Below are 14,469 nucleotides of genomic sequence, written 5' to 3' on the forward strand. Positions count from 1 at the left end.
CTCGGAAACCCTGCCGCGGCCATCTTACCACCGGTTGCGAATGCGGCACAATTTGTCCGGCCCGACGCCGGGGCATTCCCCGGCCGCCTGCCGGCCCTCTTTCCCTGGCCGGCCTCAGTGGACGACCACCTCGTCTTTGAATCGCAAATCGATATATTCGTTGCACGCGATCTGGCTGCCTTTCGCGCGCCAGAAAACATCCAGCCGTTTCGCCTGGCCCTCGAAATCCGCGTGGCCCCAGCGGATTTCGAAGTCGAGATCGTTGCAGAACATGAGGATCTCGTTGGGGCTCAGCGCCGCGATTTCCGATACGGTCACATCGCGCGCCATGGGCATCTCGCGGTACGCCCGCCACACCGCCAAGGCTCCCTGAAGCGACGGGTGCGTGAGACGGTCGCCCACCTGGACGTAGCCGAGCCCGCGCACATTGGTGATGAAGGGGCCGCACTTGCGGGCATTCGCGTCTATTTCTTCGAGCACCACGCCCTCCGCGTCCACCTCGAACAGACGATTGTTGACAATCAGCGTGGCCAGCGGCTCGCGTTCCGAGACGCGGATCAGCACGACATCGGGAAAAGCGCGGCGGATCACGCAATCGCGCACATAAGGGATGCGTTCGATGCGGTCGCGCACGGCCTGCACATCCAGGAACAGCACGTTGTCCGTTTCCGTGATGCCCGCGACGGCGCGAATCGTTTCCGCCGGGATGCGCTGCGCGCCTTCGATGCGCAGACATTGGACCCGCAGGGCCGGCGCCGTGCGCACGTATGCATACGCGGCAATCACCACGGCAGTCAGCACGGCGATGCCAATCACCGCTTCGGTCCAGCGCAATACACGACGGATGCGCGCGCCGCGGTTGCCACGCCGCGGCGTGTGTTTCCGGTGCGGTCTGGCCATCAGCGTCGTCTCAGCGCCTCCAATAACGGTTCACAAATGCGATTGATGTTGCCCGCGCCCAGCACGAGCACCACGTCGCCCGGCTTCAGGCCGGGCACGATATGCTCCGGCACGGCATACATGTCCTGCACCAGTTCGACCTGCTGCGCGCCCTGCCGCCGCGCCGCATCGACAATCAGGCTGGAATCCACGCCCGGCATCGGCTCCTCGCGCGACGGGTAGATGTCGGTGACCAGGCTGCGGTCCACGCTGCCCAGGACGCGCCCAAACTCCTCGCAGAAGAACTTCGTCCTGCTGTACAAGTGCGGCTGGAATATGCAGACGATGCGGCCCGGCCCGGTCATGCGCACCGCCTCGAACGTGCTGGCGATCTCCGTCGGGTGGTGCGCGTAATCCTCGACCACGACCACGCCATCGTGCCGGCCGCGCACTTGCAGCCGCCGCTGCACCCCGTCAAACTGGCGCAGACCGTCCGCGATGACCCCGAAGCGCATGCCCAGGCACAAGCCAACGGCGCACGCGCCGAGCGCGTTGCGCACGTTGTGCGGGCCGAGGGCGTTGATGTCCAGTTCCCCGAGACGCCCCGTGGCGGGCAGCCGCTCGTCGCGGCTCACCACCTCGAAACGCAAGCGTGCCTGGCTGAGCTGGTCCGCAGGCGCGCGGTTCGGGTCGGGGACTGCAAGACGGACGTTCCGGCCCTGCAACGACGCGCCGTCGTCCAATCCGTACGTGATACAGACGCTCTCGATATCATCGAGGATCGCGCGGACATTGGGATCGTCATAGCACACGATGGAATACCCGTAGAACGGCACGCCATTGCAGAAATCGGTGAAGGCGCGCTTGATCCGGTCGAGCGTGCCAAAGTACTCGAGATGTTCCGCGTCGATGCTCGTAACCACGGCGATGGTCGGGTGCAGCCGCAGGAACGAGCCGTCGTGTTCGTCCGCCTCCGCTACGAGGCAGTCGCCAGTGCCCCAGCGCGCGTTCGTCCCGCTGCGGTGGAGGATGCCGCCGACGATGCTGGTGGCGCCCACGTTGGCGCGGTCGAGGAACGTGCTGATCATCGAGGTCGTCGTGGTCTTCCCGTGCGTGCCGCCAACCGCCACCGCCTCCGGCTTCAGCCGCATCAGGTCCGCCAGCAGGTCGCTGCGCTGAATCACCGGAATGCCGCGCCGTGTCGCCGCAACCACTTCCACGTTGTCCTCGCGCACCGCCGCCGAGATTACGAGGATGCCCGCATCGCCGATGTTCGAGGCCTGATGGTCCTCAAAAAACTTCAGGCCATTGTGTTCCAGGCGCTGCGTAATCTCCGAAGCCGCCAAGTCGGAACCGGACACTTCATAACCGAGATTCAGGAGAATCTCGGCAAGACCGCTCATGCCGATACCTCCGACACCGACGAAGTGTACTTTTCGCTTACTCCCATTCACGGAAGAGGCCCCTGACCGCAATATATTGTGGCACCGCGCATTATAACATCTACAGACAGATAAGGGAAGCCTCTTCTTTCTGCCGAAAAGGCCTTCCCTTCCCGGCAGACGCAAGGGCCATCCCTTGACACAAAGCACCATTATCATAAATTTATCATTTTATCAAGTAATGTTTTTCTTGCCTCGCGGCAGGTTTACCAGACACGACACGACGGCAAGCGGGGTGCGCGGACAACGCCTCTGCTGTTACCATAGGCGCATTGGTGCGATGGGATACGCCGCCATGAGCGAATTCGGCAAGGTCTATCTCGTCGGCGCGGGGCCGGGCGACCCAGCCCTGATAACGGTGCGGGGCCGCGCGTTGCTGGAATGCGCTGATGTAGTCATTTATGACGCCTTGATACATCCGGAACTGCTGTGTTTGGCGCCGCGCGCGGAACACGTTTACGTGGGCAAACAGGCGGAACGCCACAGCCTGCCACAGGATGATATCAATCGTATTCTTCTGGAGCACGCGTCGCGCTGCGGGTGCGTCGTACGGCTGAAAGGCGGCGACCCGTTCGTGTTCGGGCGCGGCGGCGAAGAGGCGGCCGCGCTGGCGGCGGCGGGCGTGCCATTCGAGATCGTGCCGGGCGTGACCGCGGGCGTGGCGGGCCCCGCATACGCGGGCATACCGGTAACGCATCGCGGACTTTCCTCGAGCGTGACGTTCCTGAGCGCGCACGGCGCGCCCGGGGAGCCGTCGCGTCTGACCAACATCGCGAAGACGATGCTTGAGGGGACGCAGGTCATATACATGGGCGTGACAAAACTCGCGCAGGTCACGGATGCGCTCATACGCGCCGGACGCGCGCCGGACACGCCCGCCGCGGCCGTCGAGTGGGCGGCCTTCGCTCGTCAGCGCACGATCACCGGGACCCTGGGGACATTGAGCGATCGGTGTATCCGCGCGAACCTCGAAGCGCCCGCCATTGTCGTGGTTGGCCCCGTCGTAACGCTGCACGAAACGCTGCGCTGGTTCGAGAAACGGCCGCTGCACGGGCTGCGCGCAGCCGTGACGCATGCGGAGCAGCATGCGGGCGCGCTGGAACAGCGCCTGCGCGACCTCGGAGCGGACGTATTCGCGTTACCGGCGCTGCGCATCGAAACGGTGGACACCCTGCCGGATATCGACCCCGGCGCCTACGACTGGGTCGTACTGACGAGCGCGAACGCGGCCGCCATGCTCTTTCAACTGCTCGCGCGGTCGCGTCACGACGCGCGCGCCCTCGCCGGAGTGCGCCTGTGTGCCGCGGGCACGCCGAGCGTGCTCGAAACCCTGCGCCGGCGCTGCATCGAGCCCGATGCCGTCCCCGCGCATTTCGGCGCGGGAGCGGCGGCCGACGCGATAGAGGCCTGCGGCGGACCCCTGAAAGGGAAACGCGTACTGCTGCCGCGCGCCGACATTGCCCGCGCCGCGCTCGCCAGCGCGTTGCGCGAGCGGGGCGCGACGGTTGAAGAACTTGTGGGATGGCGCAGGGTGCCCGCGCCTGTCGCACGCGAAACGGTTCAGGCGTTCCTCGCGTTCGACCCGGAAGTCGTCGTCTTTACGAACAGCGCGGGAGCCGCGCACTTCGCCTCCTTCTTTACCGGCGTGGAAATCGCGGCGCTGAGAGAACGCGCCGCCATAGCGTCGCTCGGGCCCGTCACCAGCGCTGCGGCCCGGGAACGGGGTTTCAAGGTCGCCGTCGAGCCTGCGCAGCCGGACATTCCGCATCTGATTGAAGCCATATGCCAGTGGCGGCTTCAAAAGTGCAGACCATGAGTCGGAGACGGCGCGCGCCGGCGGCCCGATTACGGGAATCGCGCATCTGGTTACATTCGGTAATTGGGGAGTGACTGCCTTGTTGACGATCGTGCTTGGTTTTGCCCTGTTTGCGCAGGCGGAGACGCCCGCGGAGCACCTGCTGGTGGATTTCAGCGCCGAGACCTTGCCCGCCTGCGTCGTGCTGCACGACACGGAGATGCGGCGGGTCGCGTACGAGGACGGATTCGCGCACGAGGTCCGGTTCCACACGGTCGACTGGCCGAACGTGTTCTTCCAGGCGCCGCCCGGAAACTGGGACTGGAGCGCCTACGCCGGTGTAGCGGCGTCGCTATACAACCCAGAGGATGCGCCAATCGACGCAGCCATGCGCGTGGACAACGCGGGCGCGGACGGCGTTCATCACTGCAACACCGTTTCGGGCAGCGTCGCGCCGCGAAGCCGCTGCATACTCCGCTGCTATTTCAACACGGGCGACGCGGAACTCTTCTGGGGCATGCGCGGCGTGCCCGTGCGCGGCCCCTTGGGCGGCGGACCCACGCTTGACACGCGGAATATTACGGCGTTTCAGGTTTTTCTGCAGCGGCCGCAACACGAACGCACACTCCTCTTCGAGCGCGCGTGGCTCTTCGGCAAAGGGGGCGCCCTGCGCGAACAAGTGCCGTTTCCGTTCATCGACCCGTTTGGCCAATACAAACACGCCGACTGGCCCGGCAAGCTGCACGACGAAAGCGCGTTCGCGGAACGCCGCCGCGAGGAGGAAACCGCACTCGCCGCCGCGCCGCGCCTGACCGGACGCGACCGTTTCGGAGGCTGGGCCGACGGACCGCGCCGCGAGGCCACGGGCTGGTTCCGCACGGAAAAGGTGGACGGCAAATGGTGGCTCGTGACGCCTGAGGGCTCATTGTTCTTCTCCGTTGGCGCGGATTGCGTCGGCACGTGGGAGCAGACCTTCATCGAAGGGCGCGACGGCTGGTTCGAATGGCTTCCGGACGAAGGGGACCCGCGTTTCCAGGGCTGCCGCGGCGAAGTGCAAGGCGCGCATAGCGGCGCGGACCGCATTGGCGGGAAGGGCCGCACGTTCAGTTTTTATCGGGCAAACCTGGCGCGCAAATACGGTGAACGCTGGGCCGATGCATGGCGCGACATCAGCTACCGCCGCCTGAACGCGTGGGGAGTCAACACGATCGGCAACTGGTCGCAGCAGGACGTGCTGGAGCAGAGCCCGGCGCCCTTCATCGTGGCTACCGGCATCGGCGGCGTGCGCCTGATCGAAGGCGCCACCGGCTATTGGTCGAAGATGAAAGATGTCTTCGCGCCCGAGTTCGAGGAACAGGCCGACCGCGCCCTTGCCTGGGCGGGCGCGAAATACGGGGCAAATCCGCTGTGCATCGGGTATTTCTGCGACAACGAGCTCGCCTGGGAGGGCTTCGCGCGCGGCACGCTCGAGAGTCCGGCCGGTCAACCGGCGCGCGCCGCCCTGATCGAACAGCTGAAGGCGCAGTACACCGGAATTGAGGCGCTCAATGCCGCGTGGGGAACGGCCGCCACAGACTGGGACGCGCTGCGCACGCCGGAAACGCCGAACGTAACGGCGCTGGCGGATTTGGAGACGTTCACCTGCCAGTTCGCCCGCCGCTATTTCGAGGTGGTCCGCGCGGCGTGCAGGAAACACGCGCCACACCAGTTGTATCTGGGCTGCCGGTTCGCGGGCCCCCCGCCGGAACCTGTGGCGCGCGCCTGCGCCGAATTCGCGGACGTGATGTGCTACAACCTCTACTACCGGGAAATCCCGGCGGACAAGTTCCTGGCTTACGACAAGCCGCTGATCATCGGCGAGTTCCATTTCGGCGCGCTCGACCGCGGACTGTTCCACACGGGGCTTGTCGCGACGGAGAACCAGCAGGCGCGCGCGGAGGCCTATGCGCGTTATGTGCGAAGCGTTGCCGTGCACCCGAACTTCGTCGGCTGCCACTGGTTTCAGTATGTGGACGAGCCCGTTACCGGGCGCTGGTTAGATGGCGAAAACTACAACATTGGCTTTGTCGACGTGACTGACACGCCCTACCCGGAACTGGTCGAGGCGGCGCGCGCCGTGCATCAGTCGATTTACCTGCTGCGCTCCGGCGGCGCTCAGCACCCATGACGCCGGAGAGGAACGCGCAGCCGAAGCGCGTCCGTTGTTTGCATTCCCCCCGATGGCGCGCTAGGCTATGTGCTCGCACATTCGACGGGGCTTGGAAGCTTCCCCGCAGCCCCGATACAAAAACAACGGAGTAGCATGTTCATGGGTACCGGTCCAAAAATCGCCATTGCGGTGGGCGTGGTTTTTGCCGTGGTATTCGGCCTGCCGATGCTCGCTATGCTGAAGAAAGGCGGCATCGAGGCGGCGAAGCCCAAGAATTTCACCGCAACAGACCTCACGAACACGTCCTGGGAAGTCAACGTCATGGGACACACGGCCAGCATCGACCTGAACGCCGGCGGCCAGGCGGTGGCGAATGTGCCGCCTCCGGTCATTGCGATGGCGAAACAGATGATGAACATGGACATACCGCCGCAGGTTCCCGGCACGTGGTCGGTGACAGACAACCAACTGGTCGTGGGCGTCGATTTCATGGGAATGAAACAGCAGGTCAAATGCGAGATTCGCGGCCAGCATATATACTATAAGGAAGGTCAAGAGGAGAAAGAAGCGCGGCGCCTGCGCTGACGCGGGCGCGTAGCGGGGGTTTTCAGTCGTGGACGGTTGGATACGATGAATCCGGGTTTGCGCATAGCCTTGACGATCGCCGGCGTCCTGATTCTGGTGTTCTGCGCGCTCACGCTGCTCGCCGTGCTCGCGAAACAGCACAGAGCCGAAGAAAGCGCCAACGGCGCCCCGCAGACCGCAGCGGATGCCGCTGTGCCGCAACCTGGTTCCCCGCCGCAATCCATCCCGCCCCCTGCCCCGGCGTTTCAGCCCGTCCCCCAGTCCCCGCAACCGCCCCCTCCTGCGCCCCCCCCGCGCCGCGCACCACAGCAGCCTCAAGGTTGGAACGCGCAGAACCTGGTCGGCACGGCGTGGGCAGTTGGCACCCAATACGGCAATTTCATCGTGCATCTGCAACCGGGCGGTCAAGCCATCGCTTCCACGCCAATGGGAACCGTAGTGGGCAATTGGCGGGCTTCGGGCAACAATCTGACCGTCTCCGCCATGGGCCAGTCGTACACCTGCCGCATCCAAGGCTGGCAGATCATCGCGGGCGACGGCTTCCCGATCACCAAGGTCAATTAGGCGGTCTCCCGCCCGCCGGCGTCACGGTGCGGCCGCGAGTATCGCCTCTTCCGCATAACGCAGCGTGGCGTCTTCCCCGTCCGCATAAACAGCGCGCACCGTGTCCACATCCAGCGGTACGCGCAGGTCGGGCTGCACGCCCCCCTCGCCCGCCGCATTGCCTTCGCCCAGAATGCCGCCCGCTTCATTCAGCGCACGGCCCACCGGGAAATAGAGTGCACGCCCGTCCGGCAGGTCCGCATACCCGCCGCCCACGGCCATCGAGCCAAAGGTGCCGCTCATGCCTGCGATGCGTGTGCCGGGCCGCCGTTGCAGCGCCATGGGCACGCCCTCGGCGGCATTGAACGTGGAGTAATCGACCAGCACGGCGACAGGCCCTTCAAAATAGGGGTCGCGCGGCTCGATTCGCAGATGCGCGTCCTCCTTCACGACAAAGTCCTGCGCTTCCTTGTCATAAATCGCGATGTCTTCGTAGAACACAGGTTCCCGGAAGAAATGACCGAGACATTTTGGGACCAGGTCGTCCGCCCCGCCGCTGTTGCCGCGCACGTCCAGGATCAAGCCCGGCACTCCCTTGCGGACGAGAGACGCGACCTCGCTCTTGAATGCATTCGCGGGAAACGGCGTGGTCACCGTCGGCGCGAAGAAGTGCAGTCTGATGTAACCCAGGCCGCTGGGCAGCACCTTCGCCTCGACCGGCGAGCCAAAATCGCTGACTTCACTGTCATAAAGATAGGTCTGGTTGAGCGTCTCGTAGCCGTCGTCAACGGCGCGCAGGGTCGCCTGCACCGGCTCCGCGGCATTGAGGTTCTTGAAGACCACCCCCACCTCCGAGTCCACGGGACAACGCGTCAGGAAACGCAACTGCTCGATGCGGCGTCCCGCCAAGGTCGCGGGCGGGCGGCGCGCCCAGATGACCGGCGTGCCGTCCAGCGCGTTCTGAACCGGCGCGCCGCCGTATTCGACGATTTCCGCGCCCCACTGCATGCCCGCGGCGGCAGCGGGGCCATCGTCGAGCAGGATGTGCGCGATGACACGCCCGTCGTCCAGTTGAATGACGCCGAACCCGAGTCCGCCGCCGATATGATCGCGCCGGATATCCTCATCGTCGTAAAGGCCCATGTTGCCATCCGGAATCGCGTAGACGTACTCGAGCAGGACGACGTAGAGCGCCGCTTCGTCCTCCGCGGCTTCAGCAGCGCTGATGCGCGGCGCGAACGCTTCGTAATGGGACGCCCAATCAATGCCCTTATGGGCCGTGAACGGGTATTCCGCCGCCAGTTTCTGATGTATCGCGTCGAAAGCGCCCAGCCAGCCCAGCCTGCTATAGTCCAGGTCCTTCTTCCCGAAGAAGGGGATGCGGAAAGGCAGATCGGGCACGGGGATTGGGATATTGGTCAGCGGGATTGTCGTTGTCGTGCATGTCAGCAGCACTCCGCAAAGCCCGCCCACCGCGAACACGCGCCATGCGGCGCCCATGCGCAGCCGTCTGTCACCACGATGTGCCATAGCGTCCTTCATCCCTCCGGTTGTTCCATCTGTCAAGGCCGACACCTTAGCGCAAAAAGTCCCCTGCGCGCAAAGGACCAGCGCCCAAAGCATGCCGTTGGTGCGGCGCGGCGGGGAGGCGTCAAACACCGCCGCCGCGTTAGAGTTGACTCCTTCCGGGCACATATGGTATTTTTCCGCTCCGTGCCCAATTACGGCTCTGCGCGGCAGGCGGCGGCACGCCGTTGCTCGCGGTGATGGATTGCCGTCTTTTTTTTGTCCCTCGTTGGGAGATGCCCCATGGTCCGGATGAACGTGGGCTTGATCGGGTGCGGCAATATTGGCGCCGACTTGTGTATCGCTTTGCAAAAGGGTGATATTCCGGCGACGCTCGTCGCCCTGACGGATATTGACGAAAAGAAAGCGCGTTTGCTCAAGCGCTCGTTTCAGCTTGATGCGGATGTTTGTTCGCTGGAGGAAAGCGCCGGGCACGCGGACTTTTTGGTCGAGTGCGCGGTGGCCAGTTCCGTGCCCGAAGTGATCGAGGCGGCCATCCGGCATCATCGCGACTGCCTGGTCATGAGCGTGGGCGGCCTGATGCAGCGGCCGGACCTGGTCGAGCAGGCGCGGGAGTGCAAGATCGAGGTGCGCATCCCGTCGGGCGCGCTCGCCGGATTGGATGCGGTGCGCGCGGCGATGGAGGCGGGGCTGCACAGCGTCACGTTAACGACGCGCAAGCCGCCCAAGGGCCTGGAAGGCGCGCCGTATTTGAAAGAGCATGACATCGACCTGTCGACGTTGAAGGAGCCGAAGGTCGTGTTCGAGGGAACGGCTCTCGAGGCCTGCAAGGCGTTTCCGGCCAACGTGAACGTGGCCGGGGCGTTGAGCCTCGTGGGTATCGGCCCGAAAGAAACGCGGGTACGTATTATCGCGGACCCGAAGGCAACGGAAAACAGCCACGAGGTCGTGGCGGAAGGCGCATTCGGCCGGTTGCAGACGATGACGACGAATCTGCCGTCGCCGCGCAACGCGAAATCGAGTTATCTCGCTTCGCTGTCGGCCATTGCGGAACTGCGGGCTGCTGCCATGGCCTTCGCGGCGCACCAGCGTTGAGTCGCGGCGCCCGAAACCGAAGCAGACGCAGCAACGGAGAATAGCCCATGTACGCAGTAGTCAACACCGGCGGAAAACAGTACAAGATGGCCGTAGGCGACACGGTCCGCGTCGAGAAGATCGATGCGGAAATCGGCGACACCATCGAGTTGGACCAGGTGGCCCTGCTCGCGAAGGACGACGAGATCGTCACGGACCCGGCGGCACTGGCCGCGGCGCGGGTAGTCTGCAAGGTCGTCGAGCAGGACCGGGCCAAGAAGATCCGCGTCTACAAGTACAAGAACCGCAAGAACTACCACAAGACACGCGGGCACCGGCAGTACTACACGGCGGTGCGCGTACAAGACATCCAGGCATAAGGGAGAGGCGCCATGGCTCACAAGAAAGCAGGTGGCAGCTCGCGAAACGGGCGCGACAGCCAGTCGCAGCGGCTCGGGCTCAAGAAGTTCGGCGGGCAACAGGTCAAGGCGGGAAATATCATCGTGCGCCAGCGTGGCACGCAGTTTCACCCCGGCGACAATGTCGGCATGGGCAAAGACCATACGTTGTTTGCACTTATCGACGGCCGGGTACAGTTCCGGTTCCTCCGCAAAGACCGCAAGTGTATCGACGTCATTCCGGCAACAACGGAGTGATCCGCGCTCGTCACGATCATGTTTGTGGATCGCGTGAAAATCCGCGCCTTCGCGGGCGCTGGGGGCAACGGCTGCTGTAGCTTCCGCAGAGAGAAGTATGTGCCGCGCGGGGGACCCGACGGCGGCGACGGCGGGCCGGGCGGCGACATTGTCCTCGTGGCTTCCTCGCGGCTGCATTCTCTCCTGGATTTGCGCTTCCATCCTATTTGGAAGGGGAAGCGCGGCGTGCACGGCATGGGCAAGGACCGTCACGGCGCGGCGGGCGAACCCATCGAAATCCTCGTTCCCTGCGGCACCACCGTGCGCGACGCCGCGCGGGGAACCGTGCTGGCCGACCTCACGCACGAGGGCCAGCGCTACGTCGCGGCGCACGGCGGGCGCGGCGGCCGCGGCAATCCCCGTTTCGCGAGCTCGACCAATCGCACGCCGCGATTCGCGGAAAAGGGCGAACCCGGCGAAGATGTGCATCTCGCGCTGGAACTCAAACTGATCGCCGAGGTGGGCATCGTCGGCCTGCCCAACGCGGGCAAGTCCACGCTGCTGGCGGCCATCAGCGCGGCGCGCCCGAAAATCGCCGACTATCCTTTCACCACGCTCGCGCCTGTTCTGGGCGTGGCCGCATTGCCCGGGTTTCGCACGCTGACGGTGGCCGATATCCCCGGCATCATCGAAGGCGCTGCCGAAGGCAAGGGCCTCGGCCACGATTTTCTGCGGCACATCGAGCGCACCAAAGTGCTCCTGTTTCTGATTGACTTGAGCGATGCAAGCCCGCTCAAGACGAAACAAATCCTGGAGAAAGAACTGGAGCAACACAGCGCGGTTTTCAGCGGCCGCCCGCGCGTTTACGCACTGAACAAGGCCGATATTCCGGAGAACCGGGAGCGGTTCGAAAAACTGCGGCGCCGCTTCAAGAAGCCGAGCCTCATCTCGGGTGCGACCGGCGACGGCGTCCCGGAACTGCTGGAGCGCCTCTGGGAGGAAGTCGAGCAGGTGCGCAAGAGCGAGACATTGGAGCCTCAGGAAGACACGGAGGACGCGGAGTATGTCTATGAGGCGCCCTTCGAGGTCATGAAAACGCCCAGCGGTTTCGCCGTCGAGGGCAAACGCATCGTGCAGGTCGTGCGCATGACCAACTTCGAGAACGAAGAGGCCGTGCGGCACCTGCAGGACACGCTGCGCAAGATGGGGCTTTTCAAGGCGCTCAAGCGCCTCGGCGCCAAGTCCGGGCAGACGATCCGTATCAGCGATTACGAACTCGAGTACGAGCCCGAGTAAGGCCGTGCAACTGCAGGAAGCCGGCGCGCCTTCGCCGGCGGGCGCGCGCCAACGGATTGCGCTTCGCTCAGCTGGCCGAGAAGAGCGCCATGATGTTCGCCATGGGCCGGTTGATCGGCTGGCCGCCCGGATACCGGATGAAATCCACGTGACCGTCCAGGTACATCACGTTACACCCGCCCGGCACGTGGTTGTACAACGTGATGGTGCCCGCCGTGCCGAGTTGGTCGATCATGACGAATACGGTGCTCTGCGCCTGGGCCGCCGCCGCCGGGTTGTTGATGTCGGTGATCAAGAACCGCTCAATGCCCTCGCGAAGCCGGTAGACGGTGTCGCCGCCGCCATTCCCATGTGACTCGAGCGGCGTGCCGGGACCGCCCTGCACATCGCAGTCCGCCAGCCTGGCGACCGGCAACTCGCCCGCGGGTCCGGGGCTCATCAGGCCGGTCACGGCGGCCGGATTGTCGTTGAAGGCTTCCAGCAACAACCGCGGCAGTTGCGACGGCACCAGGGTGTCGCCTGGAATGTTCACGCCGAAGGTGGAGGCAAGCAGGTCCACCCCCACGGCGCTTGCAGGCTCCACTTGGCCCGGCACATCGTTCATGCGGTCCAGCACCCAGCCGAAATAGGCGTAACTCGTGTCGATATCGTTCACGCCGTTGCCGCCGCCCAGGTAGTAGCCGATGTGCCAGTCGCCTTCGCGGATGCCCAAGGCCGGGATGTCGTCGTCCCGCAGGTTATCGATGTCTTCCGTCGCATCGGATGGGCAGACGACAATCGCCGGGTCCGTAAGGTATTCCGGATAGATCGCCTTCACCTTCGGCCCTGCCGCAACGTAAAGTTCCCAGGAACCACTGTCATCGCGCGGCTTGACTTCGAGTTCCATGGGCGGGAACCGTTCTCCGGGGTCTTCGTTCGCATACATCTTGTACACGAGCCCCCATTCCTTGAGATTGTTCTGGCAGCTGGAGCGCCGCGCCGCCTCGCGCGCCCGCGCCAGGGCCGGCAGAAGAATCGCAGCCAGAATCCCGATGATAGCGATCACCACCAGCAGTTCAATGAGCGTGAAACCTCTGCGTCGCATGACGATGCCTCCTATTGCGCGTGTCTCATTCATGCCGCAACTACCGGCGAACCTGTCATGGTCCTGCCCACGGGGCTTGGCGCGACGCCGCCCCCGCGGAGGTGATCCCGCGTCTCCTGTGGTTCGGGCTGGAAACACCGCCGCGACACGCAAGGGCCCTCTCCACCACCTCGCAATCACACTGCCCTGACCTGGCGGCCCCCTGTCGGGCTTGGGCAAGAACGACGCCCAGGATGCCGCTCGGCCGCTCCTTGCAGCTGCCACTATAGCGCCTTGTTCTGTGGGCGTCAATGGGGTATGGCGGCAGCGCCGCCAGTCCTTGCGGCAATGCCCGGGCTAGGCCGTACTGACCACGCGCGTGCTATGATGGACGCCTGCAACGGGCGAGGTGGGCGTGCGAAAGGAGTCCAAGGAGATGCGGAAACCCGCAGTGGTGTTCTGGTGCTGTCTGCTGGCGGCATCCTGGACGATGACGGGCGCCATCGCGGCGCAGGAAGGTGAATTGCTTTTCCCGAACAGCGATTTCGAGCAGGGCAACCTGAATCACTGGAAACAGGAAGGCAACGCGTTCCAGGACCAGCCGACACGCGGCGACAATCCCCGGGCGCGCGACCGTTCCCGGTCGGCGCTGCCGCAAGGATCCTTCTGGGTGGGCACCTACGAGTTGTTTCAGGGCAAACGGGGCCAGAAACCGGGCCAGATGCAGGGTGACAAGCCCCAAGGCGGCCTTCTGTCCGAGCCGTTTACCATCCGCAAGCCCTACATCTCCTTCCTTGTCGCAGGCGGCATGGCCCCCGCCGCGTCAGTAGACCTGGTCGTGTCCGGCAGCGTCGTGCGCTCCGCTTCGGGCGCGGAAAGCCCCACCTTGAGGCAGGCAGTCTGGGACGTAACGGAATTCTTGGGCGAACGCGCGCTCATCTACGTCCGCGATCGGAGCAGCGCCCCGTGGGGAATTATCAGCGTCGACGACTTCCGCGCCCTCGACCGGGCCCCGGACCTGCTGCCCTTCCCCAATAGCGATTTCGAACTCGGCACGCTGGACAACTGGACCGCCGACGGCCCCGCATTCCAAGGGCAGCCCGCGCGTCATGGCCAGGAGTTCTCCGCCAATCCGTATGAACCAAACGGTGTTTTTCACGTTGACGTCTGCGCGGCGCCCCCCGCGGAGACTCCGGCCGCGTCCGCCGCGCAGACTCTCACGTCCCTCCTCTTCGAGGTGCGCGGGCGTGCCTTGGGATTTCGTTTTCGCGCATCCGCCGACGCCGCCGTTCGGCTCCTCATCGACGGCCGGCCCGTGCAGTCGGCCGCCGGCGCGGGAGAGGAAAACGTTCTTTCGGCGGTCTGGATGCTCGACGAGTACAAGGGCCGTTTCGCGCAAATCCAGCTGGCGCTGCCGCAGGGCGGGCCGCAGCCCTGCCTCGCAACCGGCGGCTTCTATTACGTCCGCCGCTACTAACCGC

Annotated in this window: 13 protein-coding genes; 9 read left to right on the plus strand and 4 right to left on the minus strand. The window is 64.8% G+C overall.

Annotated features, from left to right (window positions below):
* Positions 1–114: 114 nt before the first annotated feature.
* Both KA184_10485 and KA184_10490 read right to left on the minus strand, forming a co-directional pair.
* A complete protein-coding gene (locus tag KA184_10485; GenBank protein MBP8129991.1) occupies positions 115–900 on the minus strand; it encodes an FtsQ-type POTRA domain-containing protein in 786 nt (261 codons plus the stop codon).
* Positions 900–2,282, minus strand: coding sequence for a UDP-N-acetylmuramate--L-alanine ligase (locus KA184_10490; protein ID MBP8129992.1), 1,383 nt, complete (start codon positions 2,280–2,282; stop codon positions 900–902). Before KA184_10490 ends, KA184_10485 begins: the two co-directional genes overlap by 1 nt.
* Before the next feature lie 334 nt (positions 2,283–2,616).
* Here KA184_10490 and cobA point away from each other — a divergent pair, with 334 nt between their 5' ends.
* The 4 genes from cobA to KA184_10510 all read left to right on the plus strand — a co-directional run bounded on the left by cobA (position 2,617) and on the right by KA184_10510 (position 7,414).
* Positions 2,617–4,137, plus strand: a complete 1,521-nt coding sequence (gene cobA / locus KA184_10495) for a uroporphyrinogen-III C-methyltransferase (GenBank protein MBP8129993.1) — start codon at positions 2,617–2,619, stop codon at positions 4,135–4,137.
* A gap of 79 nt (positions 4,138–4,216) precedes the next feature.
* Positions 4,217–6,283 (plus strand): beta-galactosidase, encoded by a 2,067-nt coding sequence (locus KA184_10500; protein MBP8129994.1) that lies wholly within the window; start codon positions 4,217–4,219, stop codon positions 6,281–6,283.
* Positions 6,284–6,424: 141 nt separating this feature from the next.
* Complete coding sequence (locus KA184_10505) at positions 6,425–6,850, plus strand: hypothetical protein (protein ID MBP8129995.1); 426 nt, start codon at positions 6,425–6,427, stop codon at positions 6,848–6,850.
* A gap of 45 nt (positions 6,851–6,895) precedes the next feature.
* Positions 6,896–7,414 (plus strand): hypothetical protein, encoded by a 519-nt coding sequence (locus KA184_10510; protein ID MBP8129996.1) that lies wholly within the window; start codon positions 6,896–6,898, stop codon positions 7,412–7,414.
* A 21-nt stretch (positions 7,415–7,435) separates the two neighbouring features.
* Here KA184_10510 and KA184_10515 read toward each other — a convergent pair whose 3' ends face one another.
* The gene (locus tag KA184_10515; protein MBP8129997.1) at positions 7,436–8,923 is read right to left on the minus strand and encodes a hypothetical protein; all 1,488 of its coding nucleotides are present in this window, start codon (positions 8,921–8,923) and stop codon (positions 7,436–7,438) included.
* A gap of 279 nt (positions 8,924–9,202) precedes the next feature.
* Between KA184_10515 and KA184_10520 the strand changes: the two genes are divergently transcribed.
* The 4 genes from KA184_10520 to obgE are packed head-to-tail and all read left to right on the plus strand — an operon-like array spanning position 9,203 to position 11,925.
* Positions 9,203–10,015, plus strand: a complete 813-nt coding sequence (locus KA184_10520) for an aspartate dehydrogenase (protein ID MBP8129998.1) — start codon at positions 9,203–9,205, stop codon at positions 10,013–10,015.
* Between the two features lie 47 nt (positions 10,016–10,062).
* Entirely contained in the window at positions 10,063–10,374 is a 312-nt protein-coding gene (rplU, locus tag KA184_10525; GenBank protein MBP8129999.1) for a 50S ribosomal protein L21, read from the plus strand.
* Between the two features lie 12 nt (positions 10,375–10,386).
* Entirely contained in the window at positions 10,387–10,650 is a 264-nt protein-coding gene (rpmA, locus tag KA184_10530) for a 50S ribosomal protein L27 (GenBank protein MBP8130000.1), read from the plus strand.
* Positions 10,651–10,668: 18 nt separating this feature from the next.
* Entirely contained in the window at positions 10,669–11,925 is a 1,257-nt protein-coding gene (obgE, locus tag KA184_10535) for a GTPase ObgE (protein ID MBP8130001.1), read from the plus strand.
* Between the two features lie 67 nt (positions 11,926–11,992).
* Here the strand turns inward: obgE and KA184_10540 are convergent, their stop codons facing one another.
* A complete protein-coding gene (locus KA184_10540; GenBank protein MBP8130002.1) occupies positions 11,993–13,009 on the minus strand; it encodes a DUF1559 domain-containing protein in 1,017 nt (338 codons plus the stop codon).
* 415 nt (positions 13,010–13,424) lie between these two features.
* Here KA184_10540 and KA184_10545 point away from each other — a divergent pair, with 415 nt between their 5' ends.
* Positions 13,425–14,465, plus strand: a complete 1,041-nt coding sequence (locus tag KA184_10545; protein ID MBP8130003.1) for a hypothetical protein — start codon at positions 13,425–13,427, stop codon at positions 14,463–14,465.
* Positions 14,466–14,469 lie beyond the last annotated feature (4 nt).

This window comes from Candidatus Hydrogenedentota bacterium (assembly GCA_018005585.1).
GTDB lineage: Bacteria > Hydrogenedentota > Hydrogenedentia > Hydrogenedentales > JAGMZX01 > JAGMZX01.

What these genes read in the sequence shown, in the direction of transcription:
- KA184_10520 (MBP8129998.1), top strand. Translation starts at nt 9,203, where the DNA reads ATGGTCCGGATGAACGTGGGCTTGATCGGGTGCGGCAATATTGGCGCC.
- cobA (MBP8129993.1), top strand. Translation starts at nt 2,617, where the DNA reads ATGAGCGAATTCGGCAAGGTCTATCTCGTCGGCGCGGGGCCGGGCGAC.
- KA184_10510 (MBP8129996.1), top strand. Translation starts at nt 6,896, where the DNA reads ATGAATCCGGGTTTGCGCATAGCCTTGACGATCGCCGGCGTCCTGATT.
- obgE (MBP8130001.1), top strand. Translation starts at nt 10,669, where the DNA reads ATGTTTGTGGATCGCGTGAAAATCCGCGCCTTCGCGGGCGCTGGGGGC.
- KA184_10515 (MBP8129997.1), bottom strand. Translation starts at nt 8,923, where the DNA reads ATGGCACATCGTGGTGACAGACGGCTGCGCATGGGCGCCGCATGGCGC.
- rpmA (MBP8130000.1), top strand. Translation starts at nt 10,387, where the DNA reads ATGGCTCACAAGAAAGCAGGTGGCAGCTCGCGAAACGGGCGCGACAGC.
- KA184_10490 (MBP8129992.1), bottom strand. Translation starts at nt 2,282, where the DNA reads ATGAGCGGTCTTGCCGAGATTCTCCTGAATCTCGGTTATGAAGTGTCC.
- KA184_10485 (MBP8129991.1), bottom strand. Translation starts at nt 900, where the DNA reads ATGGCCAGACCGCACCGGAAACACACGCCGCGGCGTGGCAACCGCGGC.
- KA184_10505 (MBP8129995.1), top strand. Translation starts at nt 6,425, where the DNA reads ATGGGTACCGGTCCAAAAATCGCCATTGCGGTGGGCGTGGTTTTTGCC.
- rplU (MBP8129999.1), top strand. Translation starts at nt 10,063, where the DNA reads ATGTACGCAGTAGTCAACACCGGCGGAAAACAGTACAAGATGGCCGTA.
- KA184_10545 (MBP8130003.1), top strand. Translation starts at nt 13,425, where the DNA reads ATGCGGAAACCCGCAGTGGTGTTCTGGTGCTGTCTGCTGGCGGCATCC.
- KA184_10540 (MBP8130002.1), bottom strand. Translation starts at nt 13,009, where the DNA reads ATGCGACGCAGAGGTTTCACGCTCATTGAACTGCTGGTGGTGATCGCT.